Source organism: Dyadobacter sp., assembly GCF_039919315.1.
GTDB lineage: Bacteria > Bacteroidota > Bacteroidia > Cytophagales > Spirosomataceae > Dyadobacter.
Genome location: NZ_JBDSFX010000089.1, coordinates 100,974 through 124,727, shown reverse-complemented (window position 1 = coordinate 124,727; position 23,754 = coordinate 100,974). Strand labels below are relative to the sequence as shown.

General features: G+C 44.9%; 20 protein-coding genes and 2 tRNA genes. 17 read left to right on the top strand and 5 right to left on the bottom strand.

Annotated features, from left to right (window positions below; genetic code table 11):
* The first annotated feature begins 20 nt into the window (after window positions 1–20).
* From ABIO93_RS25000 to ABIO93_RS24980, 5 genes are all read left to right on the top strand, one after another.
* Window positions 21–4,862, top strand: a complete 4,842-nt coding sequence (locus ABIO93_RS25000; RefSeq protein WP_348072729.1) for a T9SS type A sorting domain-containing protein — start codon at window positions 21–23, stop codon at window positions 4,860–4,862.
* A gap of 81 nt (window positions 4,863–4,943) precedes the next feature.
* Complete coding sequence (locus ABIO93_RS24995; protein ID WP_348072728.1) at window positions 4,944–5,396, top strand: nucleoside deaminase; 453 nt, start codon at window positions 4,944–4,946, stop codon at window positions 5,394–5,396.
* Window positions 5,397–5,460: 64 nt separating this feature from the next.
* Window positions 5,461–6,069, top strand: coding sequence for a superoxide dismutase (locus tag ABIO93_RS24990; RefSeq protein WP_348072727.1), 609 nt, complete (start codon window positions 5,461–5,463; stop codon window positions 6,067–6,069).
* A gap of 95 nt (window positions 6,070–6,164) precedes the next feature.
* A tRNA-His gene (locus tag ABIO93_RS24985) sits at window positions 6,165–6,240 on the top strand.
* A 47-nt stretch (window positions 6,241–6,287) separates the two neighbouring features.
* Window positions 6,288–6,369: transfer RNA gene (locus ABIO93_RS24980), tRNA-His, on the top strand.
* A gap of 109 nt (window positions 6,370–6,478) precedes the next feature.
* Here the strand turns inward: ABIO93_RS24980 and ABIO93_RS24975 are convergent.
* Complete coding sequence (locus ABIO93_RS24975) at window positions 6,479–6,718, bottom strand: hypothetical protein (protein ID WP_348072726.1); 240 nt, start codon at window positions 6,716–6,718, stop codon at window positions 6,479–6,481.
* A gap of 225 nt (window positions 6,719–6,943) precedes the next feature.
* On the opposite strand from ABIO93_RS24975, the gene ABIO93_RS24970 reads away from it, so the two are divergent.
* From ABIO93_RS24970 to ABIO93_RS24925, 10 genes are all read left to right on the top strand, one after another.
* Window positions 6,944–7,513, top strand: a complete 570-nt coding sequence (locus ABIO93_RS24970; protein WP_348072725.1) for a restriction endonuclease subunit S — start codon at window positions 6,944–6,946, stop codon at window positions 7,511–7,513.
* Between the two features lie 3 nt (window positions 7,514–7,516).
* On the top strand, window positions 7,517–9,100 hold the full coding sequence (locus ABIO93_RS24965) for a type I restriction-modification system subunit M (RefSeq protein WP_348072724.1): 1,584 nt from the start codon (window positions 7,517–7,519) through the stop codon (window positions 9,098–9,100).
* A gap of 328 nt (window positions 9,101–9,428) precedes the next feature.
* A complete protein-coding gene (locus ABIO93_RS24960; protein WP_348072723.1) occupies window positions 9,429–10,697 on the top strand; it encodes a restriction endonuclease subunit S in 1,269 nt (422 codons plus the stop codon).
* 3 nt (window positions 10,698–10,700) lie between these two features.
* Entirely contained in the window at window positions 10,701–11,474 is a 774-nt protein-coding gene (locus ABIO93_RS24955; protein WP_348072722.1) for a DUF1883 domain-containing protein, read from the top strand.
* 14 nt (window positions 11,475–11,488) lie between these two features.
* A complete protein-coding gene (locus tag ABIO93_RS24950; protein ID WP_348072721.1) occupies window positions 11,489–12,184 on the top strand; it encodes a DUF3800 domain-containing protein in 696 nt (231 codons plus the stop codon).
* Window position 12,185: 1 nt separating this feature from the next.
* Window positions 12,186–12,665, top strand: coding sequence for a hypothetical protein (locus ABIO93_RS24945; RefSeq protein ID WP_348072720.1), 480 nt, complete (start codon window positions 12,186–12,188; stop codon window positions 12,663–12,665).
* Between the two features lie 147 nt (window positions 12,666–12,812).
* Window positions 12,813–16,040 carry an HsdR family type I site-specific deoxyribonuclease gene (locus ABIO93_RS24940; RefSeq protein WP_348072719.1) on the top strand — a complete coding sequence of 1,076 codons (3,228 nt, stop codon included), beginning with the start codon at window positions 12,813–12,815 and terminating at the stop codon, window positions 16,038–16,040.
* Window positions 16,037–16,732, top strand: coding sequence for a SprT family zinc-dependent metalloprotease (locus tag ABIO93_RS24935; RefSeq protein WP_348072718.1), 696 nt, complete (start codon window positions 16,037–16,039; stop codon window positions 16,730–16,732). Before ABIO93_RS24940 ends, ABIO93_RS24935 begins: the two co-directional genes overlap by 4 nt.
* 224 nt (window positions 16,733–16,956) lie before the next feature.
* Window positions 16,957–17,715, top strand: coding sequence for a hypothetical protein (locus ABIO93_RS24930; protein WP_348072717.1), 759 nt, complete (start codon window positions 16,957–16,959; stop codon window positions 17,713–17,715).
* Window positions 17,716–18,067: 352 nt separating this feature from the next.
* The gene (locus ABIO93_RS24925) at window positions 18,068–18,685 is read left to right on the top strand and encodes a class I SAM-dependent methyltransferase (RefSeq protein WP_348072716.1); all 618 of its coding nucleotides are present in this window, start codon (window positions 18,068–18,070) and stop codon (window positions 18,683–18,685) included.
* A 169-nt stretch (window positions 18,686–18,854) separates the two neighbouring features.
* Here ABIO93_RS24925 and ABIO93_RS24920 read toward each other — a convergent pair whose 3' ends face one another.
* Genes ABIO93_RS24920 through ABIO93_RS24910 form a run of 3 tightly spaced genes read right to left on the bottom strand, consistent with a single transcriptional unit; the run spans window position 18,855 to window position 21,076 of the window.
* Window positions 18,855–19,613 (bottom strand): glucose 1-dehydrogenase, encoded by a 759-nt coding sequence (locus ABIO93_RS24920; RefSeq protein WP_348072715.1) that lies wholly within the window; start codon window positions 19,611–19,613, stop codon window positions 18,855–18,857.
* A 23-nt stretch (window positions 19,614–19,636) separates the two neighbouring features.
* A complete protein-coding gene (locus tag ABIO93_RS24915) occupies window positions 19,637–20,260 on the bottom strand; it encodes an NADPH-dependent F420 reductase (protein ID WP_348072714.1) in 624 nt (207 codons plus the stop codon).
* 51 nt (window positions 20,261–20,311) lie between these two features.
* Window positions 20,312–21,076, bottom strand: a complete 765-nt coding sequence (locus ABIO93_RS24910) for an SDR family oxidoreductase (RefSeq protein ID WP_348072713.1) — start codon at window positions 21,074–21,076, stop codon at window positions 20,312–20,314.
* A 108-nt stretch (window positions 21,077–21,184) separates the two neighbouring features.
* Here ABIO93_RS24910 and ABIO93_RS24905 point away from each other — a divergent pair, with 108 nt between their 5' ends.
* A complete protein-coding gene (locus tag ABIO93_RS24905; protein ID WP_348072712.1) occupies window positions 21,185–21,544 on the top strand; it encodes a helix-turn-helix domain-containing protein in 360 nt (119 codons plus the stop codon).
* Between the two features lie 262 nt (window positions 21,545–21,806).
* On the opposite strand, the gene ABIO93_RS24900 is transcribed toward ABIO93_RS24905, so the two are convergent.
* Complete coding sequence (locus ABIO93_RS24900) at window positions 21,807–22,094, bottom strand: hypothetical protein (protein WP_348072711.1); 288 nt, start codon at window positions 22,092–22,094, stop codon at window positions 21,807–21,809.
* 356 nt (window positions 22,095–22,450) lie between these two features.
* On the opposite strand from ABIO93_RS24900, the gene ABIO93_RS24895 reads away from it, so the two are divergent.
* Window positions 22,451–23,725: a hypothetical protein gene (locus ABIO93_RS24895; protein WP_348072710.1), complete on the top strand. Its 1,275-nt coding sequence runs from the start codon at window positions 22,451–22,453 to the stop codon at window positions 23,723–23,725.
* Window positions 23,726–23,754 lie beyond the last annotated feature (29 nt).

Sequence of the window (23,754 nt, the reverse complement as noted above, 5' to 3'; positions counted from 1 at the left end):
AAAGATATTTAGACAGATACATGAAAAGAACATTTATTAAAAAGAGTTTATTAGCCATTCTAGCCACGGTTTTCAGCCTGGCATCTTCATTCGGACAAACAATTACAACGGGTGTTCTAAATCCCACAGAGGTCTGCGCTGGCGGAAGTGTTTCCGTTCCCTTTACGACAAAAGACTTTCTTATAGCTCCGACAAACTACACAGCTCAATTATCTGATGCATCAGGACTGTTTTCGGCACCAATAAATTTGGGTTCTGCCACTACTTCACCAATTTCTGCGGTAATTCCGACAGGCACAGCAGCTGGCTCGGGCTACAAAATACGTGTAGTCGGTTTTGTACTACTGGTGCCTGCCACGGCGGCTTCCGTTGACGCAGCGTTTAAAGTGAATGCAGTTCCTGCCGCGCCAACTGTTACGTCACCTGTTCCTTATGTTCAGGGAGCTGCTGCGGTAGCACTATCTGCAACGGGTACCGGCCTGTTATGGTACGCCGATCCGTCAGGTGGTACGGGGAATGCAGCCGCCCCTATTCCGACAACAACCACCGTAGGTACTACCAGCTACTACGTGAGCCAAACCGTCACTGGTTGCGAGGGGCCACGAGCCAAGATTGATGTGACTGTGTCGGCCTGTACACCACCAGCCGCGCCGACAGTAGCCAATAAAAATTATATAGTTGGAGATGCTGCCGTTCCATTGACAGCAACTCCCAATACAGGATTACTTTGGTACGATGCCGCATCGGGCGGCACTGGTTCTGCCACTGCTCCAACACCATCTACGGCCGCACCAGGTACGAAAAGTTACTTTGTGAGCCAAACAGTTAGTAATTGCGAAAGCCCCAGGGCTGAAATCGTAGTAACTGTCAGTGCCTGTACACCACCAGCTGCACCGACGGTAGCGAATAAAAATTATATAGTTGGAGATGCTGCCGTTCCATTGACAGCAACTCCCAATACAGGATTACTTTGGTACGATGCCGCATCGGGCGGCACTGGTTCTACCACTGCTCCAACACCATCTACGACCGCGCCAGGTACGAAAAGTTACTTTGTAAGCCAAACAGTTAGTAATTGCGAAAGCCCGAGGGCTGAAATGGTAGTAACTGTCAGTGCATGTACACCACCTGCTGCTCCAACGGTAGCCAATAAAAGTTATACAGTTGGGGACGTTGCTGTTGCATTGACTGCGACAGGAGCTAATTTGAAATGGTACGATGCCGCATCGGGCGGCACTGGTTCTGCCACTGCACCAACACCATCTACGGCCGCGCCAGGCACAAAAAGTTACTTTGTAAGCCAAACAGTTAGTAATTGTGAAAGCCCGAGGGCTGAAATCGTAGTAACTGTCAGTGCATGTACACCACCTGCTGCTCCAACGGTAGCCAATAAAAGTTATACAGTTGGGGACGCTGCGGTCGCATTAACTGCAACAGGAGCTAATTTGAAATGGTATGATGCCGCATCGGGCGGTACTGGTTCTGCCACTGCTCCAACACCATCTACGGCCGCACCAGGTACGAAAAGTTACTTTGTAAGCCAAACAGTTAGTAATTGTGAAAGCCCCAGGGCTGAGATAGTGGTTACCGTAAGCGCATGTACACCACCTGCTGCTCCAACGGTAGCCAATAAAAGTTATACAGTTGGTGACGCTGCGGTTGCATTGACTGCGGCAGGAGCTAATTTGAAATGGTATGATGCCCCATCGGGCGGTACTGGTTCAGGAACTGCTCCAACCCCTTCTACGGCTGCGCCAGGTACAAAAAGTTACTTTGTAAGCCAAACAGTAAGCAACTGCGAAAGCCCGAGGGCTGAGATTGTGGTAACTGTAAGTGCTTGTACACCACCAGCTGCGCCAACGGTTGCTAATAAAAGCTATACTGTTGGAGACGCCGCCACCCCATTAACTGCGACGGGAGCTAATTTGAAATGGTACGCTGCCGCAAGCGGAGGAGCTGGCTCAGGTACGGCTCCAACACCTTCCACAGCTTCGGCAGGAACGACCAGCTATTATGTATCACAAACTGTTGGAAGCTGCGAAAGTCCTCGTGCGAAAATAGACGTTACCGTTAGTAACTGCACACCTCCCGCAGCGCCAGGCGTAAGCAATGTTTCTTATTGTATCAATGGCCCCACCGCAACATTAACCGCCACTGGAACAGGCTTGAAATGGTACACTGCCTCATCAGGTGGAGCAGGATCGGGCACCGCTCCGAAACCTTCCAGCGCAGCAGAGGGCACAACCAGTTATTTTGTAAGCCAAACAGTAGGTGGTTGTGAAAGCGCCCGGGCGGAAATTAAAGTAACAATCAACAAAACGGATCCGCCTGCGGTTACCAATCTTGAATACTGCCTGAATGCCACGGCTTCCACATTAACGGCTACCGGAACAGCATTGAGCTGGTATGCCGCAGCAAGTGGCGGGACTGGATCAGCCTCTGCTCCTACGCCGACTACCAATGCTATTGGCACAAAAAGCTATTATGTAACCCAGACATTGAATGGTTGTGAAAGTGCAAGAGCGGAAATTAAGGTTTCTATTAAAAATCTTTCTGCTCTGCCTACCGTTGCCGCGATCATCAATATTTGCCAAAATGCACCTGCTACTGCGCTGACCGCAACGGGAACTGATTTGAGATGGTACACCGCAGCAACCGGCGGTAACGCATTAGGATCAGCCCCGGTACCAGCCACGGCGACATCCGGAACAACAAGTTATTATGTGAGCCAAACAGCCGCAGGACTATGTGAAGGCCCTCGTGCCAAGATAGATGTTGTTGTGAAGGACACCCCAGTTGCACCGACGGTGACACCTGTTAACTATTGCGTATCAGCAACAGCAGTTGCATTGACACCTGCCGGGGGGACTTATAAATGGTACACTGCACCAACAGGAGGTGCAGGTTCAGCAACCGGCCCAATTCCGACTACTACCACTCCGGGAACTACATCTTATTATCTGACGCAATCCAATACTTACGGTGCCCTTTCCTGCGAAAGCCCTCGTGCGAAACTGGACGTGATCGTGAATGCTACTCCGGCGCCATTGCCAACGGTTTCTGATATTTTCTGCCAGGAACGTGTTGACAAAGTCTATACTTTCCCAACCAAGGCATCAGACGGAAATACCATTAATTGGTATACCGTCGCGACAGGCGGAACAGCTACCACTACCACACCTTCCGTCAATTTGAAAACCGCCGGTGAAACCACTTTCTACGCCACACAGATTAGCGGAAAAGGTTGCGAAAGCATAGCCCGCATTGTTCAGAAAGTAAGAGTAAAACCACTTCCGGCAGTGCCTGGGATTGAAAAACCACTTATCGAGTACTGCCAGTTTGTGCCAGCCGTACCCTTGACCGCCATACCTATCGCAAACGGAATTTTGAATTGGTACAAAACCAACGACCAGGGTGAAGCTCCTAGCGGTGCTGCTCCTACACCTTCGACGGCGGAAGGTGGTACTACCTCTTATTTTGTAGGCCAAACATTGGAAGGCTGTATCGGTGACCGTGGAAAAATTGATGTAAAAATCAATACAACTCCAAAGCCGACCACAACTACGGCACTTGCCTATTGCCAGAACGAAGTAGCCCCGGTATTGTCTGCAACCGGAACCGTTTTGAAATGGTACCGCGAAGCCAATGGTACGGAATGGCAAGGAGTTCCATTTACACCTTTCACCGAAAAAGTACAGGATTATTCTTTCTATGTAACTCAAACAGGGACCGTCAATGGTTGCGAAAGCCCGAAAGAGGAAATTAAAATCCACATTAAGTCATTGCCATCGGCTACGATCTCCGGCAGCTCGACCATTGATTTGGGACAAACTGCGACGGTAACGATCAAATTCACAGGTGACGGCCCATGGATATACGCATTATCTAACGGCGTTACCGACACGACCGATCAGGTTAATCACCAGGTTCAGGTGAAACCAAGTACTACCACTTCATACCTGGTAACAGAGGTTTCCAATGCATGTGGAAAAGGATTACCGATCGGTACCGCGCTGATCACTGTCAAGGTACCGACAATCAGTTCAGGAAATCCCTCGGTGGCGGAAGCTTGTGCCGGTAAGACGTTCAATGTACCATTCCAGCAGTCGGGAGACTTTCCGGCCGGGAACACCTTTAAATTACAAATCGCAACTGTGAATGAGGATGCGAAGTTCTTTACTATTCCTTCGGTAGCGACTAGTAATTCCGTCACCGCCACTTTGCCGGATACGACCAAAGGTGGAACTTACTTTCTGAGGGTGATCAGTTCAGGTACCAATGCTGATTTCACTGTAAAAGGAAGCATAAGCGCCATCACGATTACGGCCAGCCCGCTACCAATAGCTACGTTATCAGGTGCGCAGACCATTCTGATCGGCGAAAGTGCTGACCTCAAAGTGGAAATCACCGGAAAATCACCATGGACATTCAGCCTGAACAACGGGGTGAAAGACTCGCTGGTCACCGCTGTTGCGACACCATTCACATTTAAAGTAACACCGAAAGTAACTACGACATATACCATTACGAAGTCAACCAATGGCTGCGGAACCGGTAAAGGCACAGGTTCGGCCAGAGTACAGGTAGATCCCATCCTGGGCGTAGAACCTCCCGCTCCTGCTGACTGGGTGAAGATTTATCCGACACTGATCGATTCAAAAGTTACGGTCGAGATTACAGGCGTCGTTTCTCCAAAAGAAGCAAGTGTTGAGGTGATAGATCTGAATGGTCGTTCAAGGGCAATGAAAGCGATCCGTCAGAAAACGACAGACGTCGATTTCGGAAATTATCCTTCGGGACTTTATCTGATCCGCATTCAAAACGGTAACCTTAACACAGTTCAGCGTGTTATGAAACCTTAATTTGTATTATAGAACATTGAATGGGACATTTGTTGCTTCGCGATAAATGTCCCATTTTTTATCACCCATCGGGAAAAAACATTGGATATCCAGACCGACATTCTTGATCATCACTTTATGGCAGAAGCGCTGCGTCTCGCGCAGGTTGCGTATGATGAAGGAGAAATACCCGTCGGGGCAGTGGTTGTGATCGGAGAACGCATTATCGGTAAGGGCTATAACCAGACCGAGAAGCTCAATGACGTCACCGCCCACGCCGAAATGATCGCCATTACGGCGGCCTCGGACCACCTGGGATCGAAATACCTGCAGGACTGTACATTATATGTGACGCTCGAACCTTGCGTGATGTGCGCGGGCGCGCTGTATTGGACGCAGATGAAGCGGGTGGTGATGGGTGCGACGGACGAAAAACGCGGTTTCTCCAAACTGGGAAAAGGCATTTTGCACCCCAAAACAAAGTTGTCAAGCGGAATTCTGGCGGCAGAATCGCAGGAGTTGTTAGTCAAATTTTTTAGGCAATTAAGAACATAAAGCGTTTTTCTGCTGTTAGCCAACTAATCAAGCATATTCATTTATCATTTAAACTACACTTAAAATGGCATTTACACTAGATCCCTTACCTTACGCAAACAATGCATTAGAGCCTCATATCGATGCATTGACCATGGAGATACATCATGACCGCCATCACCAGGCATATGTTACCAATCTGAACGCAGCGGTAGCAGGTACTGAATTGGAAGGCAAAACAATAGAAGAAATCATTGCAGGTATCAGCAAAGCACCGGCTCCGGTTCGTAACAACGGCGGAGGTCACTGGAACCATACTTTTTTCTGGAAATCACTTTCACCCAGTGGCGGCGGATCGCCAACAGGAGAACTTGGAGAGGCTATCACAGCGAAATTCGGTTCTTTTCAAGCATTTAAAGATGAGTTTAAAAAAGCATCAATCGGTCGTTTCGGATCAGGCTGGGCGTGGTTAATCGTGAAAGAAGGCGGCGAAATCGCTATCACTTCTTCTCCAAACCAGGATAACCCATTAATGGACATCGCGGAAGTGAAAGGCACGCCGGTAATCGGACTGGATGTGTGGGAGCACGCATACTACCTGAAATATCAAAACAAGCGTCCGGATTATATCGACGCATACTGGAATGTAGTGGACTGGAAAGCTGCTGACGCTCTTTACGTTGCAGCGAAGTAAGCTATATATTTGAGGAAATGGGTTTACAGCTTGCAAAAAAAGTTAAGAAAAATCTTGCAAGCTGTAAACCTTTTCATAGTTTTGTACCCTGAAATGGAGGTTGTAGCTCAGTCGGTTAGAGCGCTAGATTGTGGTTCTAGAGGTCGCGGGTTCGAGACCCGTCTCCCTCCCAGGTTTTTAAAAGGTCCCTTTTTGGGGCCTTTTTTTGTGCCCATATTATAGCTCAGCCGGTTTGAGCGCTAGATTGTGGTTCTAGAGGTCGCGGACGGTCGGCCGCTGCCGGTCGAGACCCGTCTCCCTCCCAAAAGTTTGAAAGGTCCCTAAAAGGGACCTTTTTTTGTTTCGAAACAGAGGTTATGGCTCATTACAGCGGTGTGCTTAATTTTATCCCGATCGCCTTCCGGGTCCGCTACTTTTCCATCTTCCCAACCTCCTGAAAGAAAAACACCAGCTCTTTGAAAGACACAAACCTGTCGTGACCTCTTGGGTCGTACCCCGCCTCTTGGCTGAATAAAGTGAAGCCCGTATACATGTCCCAGAGATCCTCGATCCAGATGTTGGCATCACTTTGAGAAAGTAACTCCTGAACTTTGCGTCCGTAGGCGCGGTGGAGAGAGTCTTCCGACTCGTCGTTTTGATTGGTGTGCATATTTGAAGGGCTAATGTATTCGATTCAATATTAACAATACATTTAAGCAATTCAAATTATTTTAGAACAGACCTGTACTTCAAAATTGCATTAATGTATTGAATATAAACACATTAACATCTCATCGCGTTTACAATCATTTTTTTGTACAAATTCTACTCAAATATTTAATTTGCATAGTTAGCGGTTTCTGCTAATCTTTGTTTAGTTAATCAAACGTAAGCAATGCTTATCCGGGACATCGCCAAAATTCAGACAGGTATACTTGCAAAGCCGGAAGCGGCGGGAGATGTTGTATACTTGCAAGCTAAACACTTTGATGAAAATGGCAAGCTGCAATCAGCTTTGAAGCCTGATCTGAAAGCGGGTTATTCATCGAAAAAACATCTGTTGAAGCATGGAGATGTGTTGTTTGCGGCGAAGGGTTCTAAAAACTTCGCAACCTGTTACGAAAATGAGAATGCCCCGGCTGTCGCGTCAACTTCGTTTTTTGTGATCAGGCTCGTAACGGATACCATTTTACCTAAGTTTCTTGTGTGGTATTTGAATTATTCCAAAACACAAAGGTTCTTGAAAGCCAATGCAGCGGGTACCTCAATGGTCTCCATATCCAAGTCAGTATTGGAAGATCTCGAAATACCGGGCCCGACGATTGAAGAGCAACAACTTATACTCCAGATAACCGACTTGCAAAACCAGGAAAAACAATTGAGGAAACAGATAAACTTGCTTCACGAAAAGAGAGTCCAACATTCAATAGAGAAATTAATCAGACAATCCGCATCAATATTTTAACCAATGTCTAAAAAAATTACCCAAAAAGATATCAATGATGCCGTTTGGAAGGCCTGTGACACTTTCCGCGGAAGCATAGATCCGGCCATTTATAAGGATTTCGTGCTGACAATGCTTTTCATTAAGTACCTCAGCGACGTGCATGATGATAAGTACGAGGCGTATCTCACCAAGTATAACAACGACAAAGAAAGGGCAGACCGCGCGATGCGTCACGAACGCTTTGTGATCCCCAAAAACAGCCATTTTAAGTATCTATTCGATCACCGCAATGAAAGCAACGTTGGCGAACTGATCGACATTGCGCTGGAAGACCTGGAAGAAGCGAACCGCGAAAAATTGTTCAGTCAGGATGGAAAGGGGATTTTTCAGAATATTAACTTTAATAGCAGCGTACTCGGCGATACCAAAGACAAGAATACCCGGCTGAAAAACCTGCTGCTTGATTTCAACAAAGATTCCCTCGATTTGCGTCCTTCCCACCTTGCAGGTATGGACATCATCGGTGGTGCATATATGTTCCTTATTGAACGGTTTGCAAGTGACGCGGGAAAAAAGGCAGGCGAGTTTTTTACCCCAAAGGAAGTTTCGATGCTGATCGCCAAACTTTCTAAATCCAAGCCCGGTTCACGGATTTCAGATCCTACTTGCGGTTCGGCTTCGTTGCTGATCAAAGCCGGAGAGGAAGTTGGTTCTGATAATTTCTCATTATACGGGCAGGAAGCCAATGGGAGTACATGGACGCTGGCCGTGATGAATATGTTTTTGCACGGGTTTGATAATGCGACGATCCGCTGGGGAGATACGATCCGCAATCCCAAGCTGAAAGAAGGCGATAAGCTTATGAAGTTTGACACAGTGGTCGCCAACCCACCTTTTTCACTCGACAAATGGGGGAAAACTGAGGATAAAGAGGAAAAGCCCGAAAACAAGGCAGTCGACAGCTATGATCCCGAGGCCGACCCATATAATCGCTTCTGGCGAGGAGTGCCTCCTAAGAGCAAAGGCGACTGGGCGTTTATCAGCCACATGATTGAGACTGCCTACGAAGGTCACGGGAAAGTGGTGGTGGTGGTGCCTCACGGTGTGTTGTTCCGTGGGAGCAGCGAAGGCCGGATCCGCCAGCGGACGATTGAAGATAATATTCTTGAAGTGGTGATCGGCCTGCCTGCTAACCTGTTCTTCGGCACAGGAATCCCGGCGGCGATCCTGATCTTCAACAAAGCGCGGACTGAAAATGGCCATGATCCAGTACTTTTCATCGACGCCAGCAAGCATTACGAATCCGTAAAAAACCAAAACAGACTCCGCGAGGCAGACATCAATCACATTGTAGACATTTACCGGCAGTTCAATGCAGGAACGCTGCAGCCTGGCATTGTTGAAGACAAGTTCAGCTACGTCGCTACTTATGAAGAGATCCTGGATAATGAATTTAACCTCAACATTCCGAGGTATGTAGATACTTTTGAAGAGGAAGAAGAAGTGGATATTGCGGCTGTGCAAGCTGAGATTGAGCGGCTTGAAGTGGAGTTGAAAGGTGTGCAGGAGGAGATTGACAGGTATTTAAAGGAATTGGTGGGTTAAGGGAATGTGAGTTGTTCGGGATTTCCGGACAACTGGATTTTGAAGGGAGGCGAGGCACATTTGACTTTTAAAAAGCCGCAAATCACCGACCATTTTCCTGACGTCAGGAAAATGGTTTGCATAGAAAACAGGAAGAATCTGGTTTCAGAAAAATACGCCGTTACAGGCGAGTAAGTATTTTGCGCAAGCGGTTAACACAGTAAAGGCGCAAGCGGAAAATAGCTGACAATGAAACACTTAAACCTAATACCGCTTGCGCGTTTGTACGAGGAACTTTATACTTATCAAATTCGCGCAAGCGGTACTTCGAAGTTACTATATAACCATCATGAGTAGAGAAAATACATATGTCTCGCAGGATCTAGTTGATGATACCGAATTGTCAGATGAGAATTATGCACCTGTCAGCAACAATAGGGGCGACTTTAAAACTTTTGGAAATGTAAGAATCCCGAAAGAATGGGATGTAAAACCTGTTGTGGAAGCATTCAAGATTTGCAACAATCTCAGAATGCCAATTAGTGAAATTGAGCGTGAGAAAATCCAGGGCGCATACCCATACTACGGCCCCACAAAAATTCAGGATTACATTAATGAGTTTCGAATAGATGGCAAATATGCATTAATTGGCGAGGACGGTGATCACTTTCTCAAATGGAAGGAACTGCCCATGACATTACTGGTGGAGGGGAAATTCAATGTCAATAATCATGCACATATTATCCAGGGTGTTGAAAATCTCACCGAATGGTTCTTTTATTATTTCAATCACAAAGAATTAACACCGCATCTTACAAGGCAAGGTGCAGGCAGATATAAGTTGACAAAAGATGCGCTTTCCAAAATCCTATGCCCATTACCTCCTATTAATGAACAACGCGCAATAGTTGAAGTTCTCAGCTCATTAGATTCCGCAATCAACCAAAACAACAAACTCATCGCCCAAAAAGAACTTCGCAAAAAATGGCTCATGCAAAATTTGTTGACGGGAAAAAAGAGGTTGAAGGAATTTCAAGGCGAATGGCAGGAGATACATATAAAAGATGTTTGTAAAGAAGTGAGCATTCGGAATAAATCTGACGAACAGTTGACCGTTTTATCTTGTACTAAATATAATGGGCTGGTCCCATCACTCGAATATTTTGGGAGAAAAATATTTTCAGATGATGTAAGCACATATAAAGTGGTACCTAGAAATCATTTCGCTTATGCCACTAACCATATTGAAGAGGGAAGCATTGGTTATCAAAATATTTTGGAAGAATCCTTGATAAGCCCGATGTATACTGTTTTTAAAACTGACTTATCGGTTGATGATGCTTTCTTTTATAAATTACTTAAGTCGCACAAACTTATTTACGAGTATCAAAACAGAATGGAAGGCTCCATTGACCGGCGCGGTGGATTGAGGTGGAACGGCTTCTCTCTGATTAAGATTTTACTACCAAAAATCGAGGAACAAACAGCAATCGCTCAAATACTTGACACCGCCGACAAAGAAATACAACTATTAAAAGCCAAAACAGAAAAGCTACGGGAGCAGAAAAAGGGAATGATGCAGGTTTTGCTGACGGGGAAGAAACGATTGAAGATATAAGATATGAAATTCCAATTCTATGACTTGGGGCAACTCAAAAGAGGGCAACAAGTGCAGGTTACACTTTCAGGCAACCAAGCCAATGTAAGGCTCATGGACAGCTCCAACTTCCAGAGTTACAAGGCCGGGAGAAGTCATAGATATGTTGGTGGGCTTATTAAAAAATCTCCGACAGTACTTGGTGTGCCGAGTTCTGGACATTATTATGTTACGGTTGACCTGGCTGGTCTTGGAGGAACCGTTAGATCTTCGACCCGAGTATTACCATCCGCATTACCAACTTACGAGGATCGCCCTTTGTCGTCAGTACCCTCGCTTGTACAGCACGATGACACGCCAAATGGCCCAGACGCATTCAGCAAGAGTTATGATGTTTTTATCTCGCACGCGTCAGAAGATAAAAATGATGTAGTTCGGCCTTTGGCAAATGCTTTGGTTGAGGAAGGACTGTCGGTTTGGTATGATGAATTTGAATTGAGAATTGGGGATAGCCTTCGCAGAAAGATTGATAAGGGCCTTGCGAATAGCCGGTTTGGAATTGTGGTTTTATCGAAAGATTTCATCAGCAAAGGATGGACTAACTATGAACTGGATGGAATAATCACAAGAGTTGTTTCTGGCGAACAGGTCGTACTTCCGATTTGGCACAATATCACGAAAAAGGAAGTGATTGATTTTTCACCATCATTGGCTGATAAGCTGGCGCGAAACACTTCTTCGTTCACGGTGGAAGAAATTGCGGCTGAGATTGCTGAGTTGATAAATGAATCGCGATAACGAAATAAGGAGATATGGACTTTGAAGTTTATTGCGATGAAAGTGGTTTAGAGGCTCTTACTCGCAAAGATGCACACCTTTACACGGGTATTGGGGGGATTTGGATCCCCTCTGACTGTCGTGATGCTTTGAAACATGGCATTGCGGAAATTAAAGAGAAGCATAAAGTGTATGGAGAGCTGAAATGGCAGAAATTCTCACCGGCTTATTATGAACTCTATAAGGATGTCATCGACTTCTTTTTTCAGTCAAATTTCATCCGATTCCGTGTTGTGCTGATTGAAGCCACGAAAGTGGACCACATTAAATTCAACAACCAAGATGCCGAGCTCGGGTTTTACAAATTTTACTATCAGCTTTTGCAGCATTGGATTTTTGACTTCAACAACTATGATATTTTCCTGGATTTAAAAGTCAACCGAAATAAAGGTCGACTTCGAGAATTGGAGAAAGTACTTGATAACGCTAACCTTACATCAGACATTAAACAAGTCCAAGGTCTACCGTCAGAGCAATCTGTTGGAATACAACTTGCCGATGTTCTTACGGGACTAGTTGTTGCCAAATTTAATGGAGAAATAACCAGTAAAGGGAAGTTGTCCTTAATAGAATATGTCGAGAAAGCACATTTGAGTAGATCAATTTCTCCCACCGGCAAATGGGAAGAGAAGCTCAATGTTTTCAAGATAAATCTGAAAGGAGGCTGGTAAAATGAGCTATAAAAAGATTAAAGCTCAAAAGATGACCGAAGCTGAATTTCGGCAACTCTGGAAAGATGAGTATTGTGATAAAGCCAATCCAATATTTACTTTCGACAAGATTCAAGTGAAGTTTTTTGAAGATATGTTTGATCACGCTTTTTACGAGAGTGATGACAGACAAGCAAGAGACAAATCTATTCTTTCTCTTAATCGGCTGGAAAAAATGCTATGGATAAAAGAAACACTATGTGATCCTGACGCAGTGCTGAAACAGGGATGGGATAGAGACCAAAAAACCTATCATAACAGCCGTCGAGTTGCATTGGTGAAAAACGGATATGTTGTCATTATCCGTTTTACGGGCGAACTAAGAGCGAAATTTGTAACCGCATATGAAATACAATCGACTGACAATGTGAATACTATCATGGACAGCCCTGATTGGATCAGAGATGAAGCATATGTTGGAAAGAAAAGGGATGAAAAATAAAAAAACGCTGATTGCGGGTTCAGCGTTTGAGACCTTTGTAGATTCCCCACCAAGGGTAAAGAACGCTGCAAAGATAAGTAAAAACACCGAAGAGTACAAACTCAGACAAAAGATATATCGAAAATCTGCATTCTTACCCGATAGCGCATGGAAGTTCCAAGTTTCAAAGAAAACCACATCAGTCTGATCCCCGCTTTGCAAATATTGCAGAAGCTAGGTTACACATATCTGAGTCCTGCGGAGGTGAGTCAGCTGCGTGGAGGGAAAACGACGAATGTGCTGCTGGACGATATTCTGCGGAAGCAGTTGAAGGAAATCAATGCCGAGAAGCGGATCAGTTCCACGAAGTTCACCTATGTGAGCGATGCCAACATTGAGAACGGGATAAGGGCATTGCGCGACTTGCCTATGCAGGATGGTTACATTGCCGCCTGTGAAGCAGCATATAACCTGATCACGCTCGGAAAAGCATTTGAACAAAGCTTCGACGGTGAGAAAAAGAGCATTTCCCTTCAATACATTGATTGGAAGAACATTGAAAACAATGTATTTCACGTTGTCGACGGCTACTCGGTCACCCGCACCACGAGCAAGGAACATTACATTCCTGACCTGGTATTGTTCGTCAACGGAATCCCGATGTGCATCATCGAATGCAAGCGGCCCGACAAAAAAGATTCGTTGGTGCAGGCGATCAGCCAGCATTTGCGAAGCCAGCAGGACGACGGTATCCGATCATTGTACGTATATGCGCAAGTGTTAATGAGCATTGCGACGCAGGATGCCGTGTACGCGACAAACGGGACGAAAGAGAAATTCTGGGCCAAATGGCAGGAGAAATTCCAGCACGAAGAACAGGAGGAGCAATATCGAAGCGAGTTACAAGCATTAAAGAACAGACCGGTCAGTGCGGAGCAAAAGGCAAAATTGTTTGCTGATCGGTTCAAATACATGCGCTCTTACTTTGAAGAACTGGAAAGTGAAGAGATAATGCCAACCATTCAAGACGAATATCTTTTCGGTTTGTGCAGGCCCGAACGATTGCTGGATATTGCATTCAATTTTGTACTGTTTGATAATGGGGAAAAGAAAATCGCCCGGTACCAGCAATTCTTTGCGATCAAAAAAACCATTGATCGGATCAAAAACATTGAAAACGGAAAGCGACAAGGCGGGGTGATCTGGCATACGCAGGGAAGCGGAAAATCGCTGACGATGGTGATGCTGGCCCAGGCCATCGCTATGGAGAAGTCAATCAGAAATCCCAAAATTGTACTGGTTACGGACAGAACTGACCTGGACGATCAGATTACGAAGACTTTCCGAAAATGCGGCAAATTTGTCGAAAATGCGGGAACAGGTCAGCGGCTGGTTGAGCTTCTGGAAAGCAAGAGCGACGCAGTTGTGACAACGATCATCAACAAGTTTTCGGCGGCAGTAAAGAAAATAAAAACGCCACTGGAAAGCCCGGACATTTTTGTACTGGTAGATGAAGGTCACCGTACCCAGCATGGCACATTCAATGTGGAAATGCAAAAGACTTTGCCTAATTCCTGCTTCATTGCAATGACTGGGACACCTCTTTTCAAAAAAGACAAAAGTACCGCTGCGAGGTTCGGAGGGATCATTGACACTTACACGGTAGATCAGGCGGTGAAAGACGAGGCCGTAGTGCCGCTTTTGTATGAAGGCCGGGTGGCAAGGCAGGAGGTCAATGCGGGGCCAATTGACAAATACTTTGGAATGGTTGCGGAGCCATTGAACGAATATCAGAAAGCCGATTTTAAAAGAAAGTTTAGCCAGGCGGATCAACTGAACAGGGCCGAACAAAAAATAGACGCTATTGCCTGGGATATCAGCAGGCATTTTCGGGACAACTGGAAAGGCACCGTTTTCAAAGCACAGCTGGTTTGCGACAAAAAAGTTACTGCAATCAAATACAAAGAGGCATTGGACGCCAAAGGGATCGTAACTAGTGAGGTTTTGATTTCGGCCCTTGATGAAAGGGAGGGTGAAGAAACTGCCTATGGAGAAACATCCGACATTGAAAAGCGTTTTTGGAAACGGATGATGGAGGAGCACGGCAATGCGAAAACTTATGAAAAGAATATCATTAACCGTTTCAAAAATCAATCGGATCCGGAAATTATCATTGTTGTCGATAAGCTACTGACGGGATTTGATGAGCCGAAAAATACAGTGCTCTATTTGACCAGAAACTTGCAGGAACATAAACTGCTGCAAGCGATTGCGAGGGTTAACCGAGTTTATGAAGAGAAAGATTTTGGCTATATCATCGATTACTATGGTGTTATCAAGAATCTGGATAATGCTTTAACCATGTACTCTTCATTCCAGGATTTTGATGCTGACGATCTGGAAGGGACTTTAACTAATATCAGTGAAGAAGTTAAGAAACTTCCACAGAAGCATTCGGAGCTTTGGGATATTTTTAAAACTGTAAGAAACAAGCGTGACGCGGAAGCCTACCAGGTTTTACTCAAAGATGAGGCTTTGCGGGTACTGTTTTATGATAAGCTTGCCAAATTTGCCAAAGCTCTAAAACTGGCTTTGTCTTCTATTGAGTTTCAAAGTCAGGCCAGTGAAGAACAAATCAATCGATACAAAGAAGATCTTACCATGTTTCTGCGGTTGAGGATTTCGGTAGTGGCGAGATATAGCGATGAAGTGAATTTCAAGCAGTACGAAGGACAAATTCAGAAGCTGATAGACACCCATATCACAACCGAAAACGTGGAAACGATTACGGAGCTCGTGAACATTTTCGATAAAGAGAAGTTTCAGTTGGAACTTGAAAAAACAACCGGACAAACTGCAAAAGCAGACAAAATAGCCAGTCGGACAGCGAAGCATATTTCCGAGAAGATGGACGAGGATCCAGCTTTTTACAAGAAATTCTCAGATATGCTTCGGCAAACGATCGCGGACCACGAGGCTCAGCGAATTGGAGAGGCGCAGTATTTACGCAAAGTTCAGGAAATCATGAACAATGTGTTGTCCTATACCGACAGCGGTATTCCAGGTGAGCTGCGGGATAAAGATATAGCGAAGGCTTTCTATGGAATAACTATTGAAGCGATAGGAACCAAGGTTGGCGATGAGGCAATCAAAAAAGAAATGGGCGTGCAGGCTGCGTTAAAAATTAGTGATTTGATTCAGGATGCAATATTAGATCATGGCAAGCCGGTTGTAGACTGGTTTTTCAAATCGAACATCATAGGAAAATTGCAGATCGACATTGGAGATTATCTAATTGATGAAATGAGGGACAGACATGAAATTGACCTATCATTTGAAGACATGGATGACATTGCAGCCAAGTGCATCAACATCGCTAAAACACGCTATAAGTGACAGATTACATCGTTTTCGGATCCAAACGGATCGATTTTGAACTGACATTTGCAAATCGAAAATCGCTGGGTATCACGGTAACTCCTGATTTGGACGTTCTGGTAAAAGCGCCTGACGGAACTCCGATTGTTGACATTAAGGAACGCTTGCGAAAGCGAGCACCCTGGATAATTAGACAGCAAAGTTTCTTTTTGTCTTTCCATCCCAAAAATCCGCCAAGAAAATTCGTCAGCGGTGAGACGCACCTATTTCTGGGAAGACCTTATCGGCTGAAAATCATAGCAAGCGATACTGAGGCAGTGAAAATCAGCGGCAAGTTCATTGAAGTTTTTACTGCCGACAAATCAAGGACGGAAACGCTCATCTCTGAATGGTACCTTGATAATGCCAGAAAGAAGTTTCATTCCATCGCTCAGCCCCTTATAAAACGATTCAAAAAGTATGAAGTAGAACCATCGTCGATAATTCTACGAAATATGCCCACTCGCTGGGGGAGCTGCACACCCCGGGGCAAGATTATCCTAAATCCGGAATTAATAAAAGCTCCGAAAGGATGTATAGAGTATGTGATTGTTCATGAGCTTTGCCATTTGGTCCATCATAACCACACGCAGAAGTTTGTTGATTTGCAGAACAGGGAGTTTAGGGATTGGGAGAAATGGAAGGGGAGGTTGGAGAGGTTGTTGGCTTAGGTATAGCTAGAGCGAACAAGCCAGCGATCGAAAAATCTCGAAGAGCATTCGAATAGGCCATGGTTATTTTTTATTACAAACAAAAGCACCCAAATCACATCTTAGTTTACATCGAAGAGGTAGATCTTTCTAAGGGCATTGTGATATTTGACTTCATTAACTTAGACGAATATGTCTCGTTTCAAAGTCTCATAGGTGGAGGAGCAGACTTTCAACATCCCTCCATGATTGAACTGAAAAATTATCGCGGCAAAAGAATCTTCGAGAATACTGTTTATGCAATGCTTCCTGAAACAATAGGAGCATGGATGATTCATGGACCGCTAACTCGCGATGAAAATGATTCATACCTTATCGGATACCGAGTCAGTTTGCAGGAAACGAATGACAAAGTTTTTGATAGCTCGGTCACTGTGTCTATTGGAGAAAAAATAGATCGCCCCACCAAATATTTTAACATACCACTGAATTGTGCCGGAAAAGTTACTGTCCAGGTACGAAATGTGAAGCAAGGAAGCTGGAACGAAGTGTGTTCCGAAGATCGGCCTGTGTTAATATTTGATTTAGGGACGTGCACCAATGCATCAAAATCTGAGATCGCACAACTAATCGAAAGTCGCACGGATATTTACGAGTCATCCAAGCCCGTTCTTATTCTTTCTCATTGGGATAAAGACCACTATCATTGCTTGTTAGGCATGAATGAATCTCAACTCGCAACTCATTTTCGATATTTCGTGTGCCGGGATGCACTTCCAAACTTAACTAGTCAAAATCTTTTCAATAAAATTGCTAATGCACTGGGCAGCACAAAGGTTTTTTCTATTCCAGCTTTCCACAAGAAAAGACTAAGAAAGGCTCTCCAAAATTCACTAGCATCACTGATACAAACTCCCAAGTGGTTTTATACAATGCCGAGCAAAGCAGGAACCGAAATATTTCCGGTCTTGCAGTGTCAATTAAGACTGCAAATAATACTATGATTTTATCAGGAGACGCACTGTATGAACAACTCTCTCGCGACATACTAGTTGATCTTAACTTTCAACATACTCATCATTTGCTTGTTCCACACCATGGCGGGAAAGCAGGCCGATTCAAGTATGCCAGGCCGTTTAAAACCTTATTTGGGAATGCAATCATCTCAGTTGGGAAAAATCCGTATGGGCATCCTATTGAGAACAATATAGAATCCTTGCGGGGAGTTGGCTTCCATGTGCGACAAACTAGGTTTGAAAAACAAGATATCGTAATATCATTGTGAGAGTTACAAGTGCCATTCGCGTCGCGATTGCCGAACTAATTTTCTTTTGAAAGAAACTTGCCTAAAACATAATGGACAAATCAAACGGATATGAGGACAACGCGGAGACATTCATTCGCTGTCGCTCGAAAGGCGTCGATGGAGTCGGCGCGGCATCAGTGCGGCGCTGGGCTAGGTCGCTATTTCCAAATGCGACGGTTCTGGATATAGGCTGTGGCACGGGCCTGCCCATTTCGAAAGCAATGGTAGATGAAGGTTTGACCGTTTATGGGATTGATGCGTCGCCTTCGATGGTTCAAATCTTCAGGCAGAACTTCCCAAATAGTCCCGTCGCCTGTGAAGCCGTGGAAGATTCCTCGTTTTTCAATCGGCAGTTCGATGCCATCATTGCCTGGGGGTTAATGTTCCTTTTGCCGGAAGAGACACAGGGAGTTGTGATTCAGAAAATGGCAAATGCGCTGTACGTTGGCGGAAAGCTGTTATTTACGGCTCCTTCTCAAAAATTGAAATGGGAAGATGCCATTACAGCAATAGAATCAATATCGCTTGGAGCGGAGAGGTACAATGAGTTGCTAGCTGCATCGGGACTTTCGCTTATCGAGGAATTCGAGGATGAGGGAGAGAATCATTACTATCATGCGGTCAAGCATAGCTACAATCAATCACTCTGCTTCGTTGAAGCTTGGTAGCGTTACTTTGTCTTTATTTATACGAAGGAGGCATAACAAGCGATTTGGTTTTCCTTACTCATTCAGGTTCATTTTGCGATCCGTTCAAATTTAGCTTTTTATATCGGTTAGTGAATTTTGGCGTCGGCTAAAAACAACTCCCGCCTCCACAGCGGAAGTCATTCCATTTTCAAAACCCAAACATACCCCCCGAAACGGAAATTTGCTCGCCCGTAATCCACGCGGCATCGTCGGAAGCAAGAAATACGGCTGCTTTCGCAATGTCTTCGGGTTGGCCTCTGCGACCAAGCGGAGTATTGGCGACGAACATTTTTTCATACTCGCTGCCAGGGGTGACGCCCGCACTAGTTGCGCCTTCTGTTTCCGTAGCGCCCGGCAAAATAGAGTTGATACGGACGTTTTTTGCACCCAGTTCTTTCGACAAAGAAATCGTGATGGCATCTAATGCTGCCTTGGTCGCAGAGTACAAAGAGATTCCCGCCATCGGCGATTTGCTTGCACCCGAACTGATATTGATGATATTGCCACCCTTATCGCTAAACAGTTTTAAAGCTGCCTGGATCGTAAGTACAGGACCCAAAACATTGACATTGAAATGCTGGTGAAAAGCTTCTGCCGATGCCTGTTCGATTGGTAAAAATTGCTGAAAGACCGCGTTGTTTACCAAAATATCCAATGGGCCGAAAGCCTTCTTGGTTTCTTCAAACAGCCTGGTTACATCGGCTACGTTCGAAACATCGGCCTGTATCGCAATGGCTGTGCCTCCATGATCTGTAATTTCCTTTACCACACGGTCTGCGCCTTCTTTGCTTGAGGCATAATTCACAACCACCTTGGCACCTTCGGCGGCAAAATGTTTTGCGATGGACGCACCTATTCCTTTGGAAGCACCGGTAACGACCGCTACTTTGTTTTCTAACTTATTCATGATGTTATTAATTAATATTATGATCAGTTGAACTTGACCAAGTCCTTAAAAATCAATTGGCCCCAGCTATTTCCCTGCGCCTGCACAAGTAATCCGCCTTCCGAAAGCCTGCCTAGCTTGACGGGTGAAAAACCGAGATTTTCTGCGAGCACACCTACCTCTGCTGCTGCGCCGTCATCGTCGCTCGCCAGGAACACGACTCTCCTTCCACCATGCACGGCCGGATCTTGCTCAATGACGGCAGCGACCAAATGGTTGAAGCCTTTAACGAGTCTGGCGCCGGTGAAGGCCCGGGAGACGACTATTGCAGAAGGCTGTCCTCCTAGCTTTTCAGGGGACACGCCGTAGGCATTGGTCACATCGACGATGATTTTTCCCTGCCAACCGGGCAGCGCCTTTGCCACATCCGGGTGCGATTCGAAGCGCACCGCCAAAAAGATCACATCCGCCTTTACGGCTTCCGACAGGGTTGTGGGAATGACTGTGGGTCCGATCGCTGCCGCGTCGGATGCAAAGCGCTCCGGGTCGCGCGTGGTTGCAACGGATACTTCAATGCCTTTGCGGGCAAACGCCTTAGCCAAGGCCTGGCCGATCTTTCCGAAGCCTACAATTGCGTAGCTAGCTTCTTTATTTTCTGATTGATTCATTTTGAAATTATTTTTTGACACAGGTTAATAAGCCTGCGTCAGTGTGGTCAATTATTTAGACAAATAGCTTAGTCCGCCATCAACAAGGAGTTCCGCGCCAAGCATGAACGATGAATCATCGGAAGCCAGGAAAACCGCTGTTTTGCCAATGTCAGAGGGTTGCCCGATCCTGCCTATCGGCATTACATCTGCCCAGTATTTTTTAACAGCTTCCAATTGTTCTACGGGGACAAACTTGTCAAATACGGGTGTATCTGTTGTACCGGGTGATATTACGTTTGCTCTGATTTTTCTATGCAAAAGGTCGTTTGAAAAGCCTTTTGCGAAATGAATCACAGCCGCTTTGGCAGCACCGTAAAGTGAAAATGAAGCATAAGCCCGGTGCGCTGCATTTGAACCGATCAGAATAATAGAACCACCATCATTCATATACGGCAATGCTTTATGGACCGTGAAATAGACACTTTTAAGGTTCAGGTCCATTGTTCTGTCATAGTCTGCTTCACTGGTATCTGCCACAGAACCAAATGCTGCTCCCGTAGCGGCACCACCTGCATTGGCTACAATCACGTCTATTTTACCGAATTTCTCTGATGTCTCTTTAAAGACCCTTTCCAGGTCGGCAAGGCTGGTTACATCGGCATTGATGCCAATGAAATTAGCACCTAATTGAGCCACAGAACTATCCAAAGTGCCCTGAGATCTGCCGACGATGGCTCCCACAGCACCTTCATTCTTGAATTCCTGGGCAATGCCAAACCCAATGCCGCTATTACCGCCTGTAATAACCGCTACTTTATTTTTTAATTTGTTCATTATCAGCTTTATTTAAATTTGTATTGCAAAGGAACCATCAATAGTTTATTTTTGAAACTATTATAGTCTATTCTGGTTACCAATGGGTAACTACAAATTTTTCCAGATATGAGAGACGACAGATTTTGCAGTTCAAATTGCCCGTTTACAAGAGCAATAGGCACGATTGGTAATAAATGGAAGCCCATCATTATCAATGTATTGGGCACCCGCACCATGCGTTTTGGTCAGTTAGGCGCCGTAGTGCCGCACATTTCAAGGAAAGTACTGACCGAACAGTTGAAAGAGCTGGAAGAAGATGGCTTATTGGAAAGGCTGGCTTACAAGGAATTACCGCCAAGGGTAGAATATCGGTTGTCCGAAAAGGGCTTGGCTTTTTTGCCGATTTTGGAAAACATTAAAGAGTGGAATTTGAAATATGAAGTTGCCACCATTCCCAAGGAGACTGATTACAAATATGCCGGATAGGACCAGTCCTTTAATCAGTTTTTTAAAAATACAGAATCGAAATCGCCCGGAGCGGAGAAATACAAGGAGTTACTAGCTGCATCGGGGCTTTCTGTTATTGGGGAATTTGAGAACGAGGGATAGAACCATTATTATCATGAGAAGAAGCTTTAAGCTACATGCTGGCTAAGTACGCGGACCACCTTTCTGATACATCAACTGCGGCCCATGGTTCAGAATAGCTGAAATAAAAAAAGGACTGTCGCCAACAGTCCTCCAATTCCTAAACTTTCGCCCCCATCTTCTCAAAACCCTCCCAAAGCACCTTCAAATCAAAAAGAGCAGTCTTTTCAACTGTATCAAACGGAACATCCGAATGATAAAGAGCCAGATCGTGGATCATTTTGAGCGAATGCGCCAGCTCCTTACAGCCCTGACATTCTACTAGATACCAAAACTCGGCTTGGGATTGCGTCAGCGGTGTGCTGACATTTGATGCTTGACGTGCATCATTCGTTGGGTTGACTGAATTTGCATTCGAGTCGACACCTTCGCCATTCGACGTTTGCATGGTGAAATGGATTTTGGTAAATGAATAAAGGAGAGGTCACTGCAAACGTCAGCGATGGAACACATCGACCAGGCTTCGGGACTTTCACCCGTATGCCTCTCCAAGACCATTTTGGCCTGGTTACTATTAATTGTTCCATAGATATTAATCAAACGTTTGCAGGGCAAATATAGGGGAAAATTTGGATGGGTGATGGAGACTAAAAGGCAAAAGTCCCAACTTTCAAAACATGGTAATGCGAGTCGAATAGATTTTTACAACGGCAGTCGAAATGTTGACCGATAAATAAATACTTCTTGCTACGGCAGACCGATTTAGTATTTTGAAGGAAAAATTTTGAACCTAACCTCTATTTTATGACCGCCGTAGTGGGAATACTTAATAAGACCGCAGTGGCTTTGGCTGCCGATAGCGCTGTGACTGTCACTGGCCCGAACCAAAACAAGATCTATAATACTGCTAATAAGATTTTTAAACTATCCAAATATCATCCTGTAGGAATTGCCATCTACGGCTCAGCGGAGCTTCTCACGACGCCTTGGGAAATCATTATTAAATCCTTCAGAGAATCACTGGGCAACGATAAGTTTAATACATTACTCGAATATCGTAACAAGTTTATCGAGCATGTCCAGACTAGTGACAAATATTTGACTCAAGTTGCGAAAGGACAAGCGATCAGGCGATTGCTGGATGAATTTATACGGAGGCACATTGGAAAAAAACGATTCAATCCAGCTGGATTTGATCATACAGCATTTGTTTCATACTTGGACCGGCAGTACACCAGGCTGTCCAATCAAGCAGAATCCGGCAGCTCGGGAATTAGCTCAGGCATTATTGATGATTTTATCAATTCTTACGATTTGCAGCAAATGATAAACCAGCACGGGATCAAAGCAGACAACGGCATTTTTGAGGCTGTACGTCGTACAATCGCTGCTTATTTTCAGTCAGGGGAGTTTTTTGACAATCTCTCTTCTGGCTTAGTTTTTGCGGGATACGGAGACAATGAAATTTTTCCATCTCTACAAAGTGTGACCTTTGGGGAACTAATCGGAAATGAAGCAAGATGGGTGGAGGGCAAATCCGATATTATAGACGATTCAAATAGCGGTTCTATCGTGCCATTTGCTCAAACAGATGTTATGGAAATGATGATTACGGGAATACATCCATATTTGACAAGGGTATATCATAATGGCATAGAGCAAGTTATCACAGATCTACTGAGCACAATATCTGGATTTCCTTTGGGGCAGCCCGCAGTAGATCAGCTTAAAGATCATCTTTCAAGAATAAATGTGGGAGATTTAGTAAAAAGATTCAACGATAACATTCAAGGCGCGTCCTTTAGATACTATATTGAACCAACTGTGAGTACCGTCGCGTTTTTATCAAAAGAAGATTTGAGCGACTTAGCCGAAAATCTAATTTACATGACATATATGAAGCGCAGGATTATGTCCGCCGAAGAAAGTGTGGGCGGGCCAATAGATGTAGCAATAATTTCTAAAACAGATGGGTTTATATGGATGAAGAGAAAGTATTATTTCAAGCAAGATTTAAACCCACACTTCTTCCACATATATTATAAGGAAAAAAATAACGCTAATTTTGAACAATCATAACCAATTCCCATATGACTTATCCGAGAGAA

Excerpts from the sequence above, each read along its gene's own strand:
- ABIO93_RS25000 (WP_348072729.1), top strand. The coding sequence starts at position 21 with ATGAAAAGAACATTTATTAAAAAGAGTTTATTAGCCATTCTAGCCACG.
- ABIO93_RS24990 (WP_348072727.1), top strand. The coding sequence starts at position 5,461 with ATGGCATTTACACTAGATCCCTTACCTTACGCAAACAATGCATTAGAG.
- ABIO93_RS24975 (WP_348072726.1), bottom strand. The coding sequence starts at position 6,718 with ATGCACACCAATCAAAACGACGAGTCGGAAGACTCTCTCCACCGCGCC.
- ABIO93_RS24970 (WP_348072725.1), top strand. The coding sequence starts at position 6,944 with ATGCTTATCCGGGACATCGCCAAAATTCAGACAGGTATACTTGCAAAG.
- ABIO93_RS24965 (WP_348072724.1), top strand. The coding sequence starts at position 7,517 with ATGTCTAAAAAAATTACCCAAAAAGATATCAATGATGCCGTTTGGAAG.
- ABIO93_RS24960 (WP_348072723.1), top strand. The coding sequence starts at position 9,429 with ATGAGTAGAGAAAATACATATGTCTCGCAGGATCTAGTTGATGATACC.
- ABIO93_RS24955 (WP_348072722.1), top strand. The coding sequence starts at position 10,701 with ATGAAATTCCAATTCTATGACTTGGGGCAACTCAAAAGAGGGCAACAA.
- ABIO93_RS24950 (WP_348072721.1), top strand. The coding sequence starts at position 11,489 with ATGGACTTTGAAGTTTATTGCGATGAAAGTGGTTTAGAGGCTCTTACT.
- ABIO93_RS24945 (WP_348072720.1), top strand. The coding sequence starts at position 12,186 with ATGAGCTATAAAAAGATTAAAGCTCAAAAGATGACCGAAGCTGAATTT.
- ABIO93_RS24940 (WP_348072719.1), top strand. The coding sequence starts at position 12,813 with ATGGAAGTTCCAAGTTTCAAAGAAAACCACATCAGTCTGATCCCCGCT.
- ABIO93_RS24930 (WP_348072717.1), top strand. The coding sequence starts at position 16,957 with ATGATTGAACTGAAAAATTATCGCGGCAAAAGAATCTTCGAGAATACT.
- ABIO93_RS24925 (WP_348072716.1), top strand. The coding sequence starts at position 18,068 with ATGGACAAATCAAACGGATATGAGGACAACGCGGAGACATTCATTCGC.
- ABIO93_RS24920 (WP_348072715.1), bottom strand. The coding sequence starts at position 19,613 with ATGAATAAGTTAGAAAACAAAGTAGCGGTCGTTACCGGTGCTTCCAAA.
- ABIO93_RS24915 (WP_348072714.1), bottom strand. The coding sequence starts at position 20,260 with ATGAATCAATCAGAAAATAAAGAAGCTAGCTACGCAATTGTAGGCTTC.
- ABIO93_RS24910 (WP_348072713.1), bottom strand. The coding sequence starts at position 21,076 with ATGAACAAATTAAAAAATAAAGTAGCGGTTATTACAGGCGGTAATAGC.
- ABIO93_RS24905 (WP_348072712.1), top strand. The coding sequence starts at position 21,185 with ATGAGAGACGACAGATTTTGCAGTTCAAATTGCCCGTTTACAAGAGCA.
- ABIO93_RS24900 (WP_348072711.1), bottom strand. The coding sequence starts at position 22,094 with ATGCAAACGTCGAATGGCGAAGGTGTCGACTCGAATGCAAATTCAGTC.
- ABIO93_RS24895 (WP_348072710.1), top strand. The coding sequence starts at position 22,451 with ATGACCGCCGTAGTGGGAATACTTAATAAGACCGCAGTGGCTTTGGCT.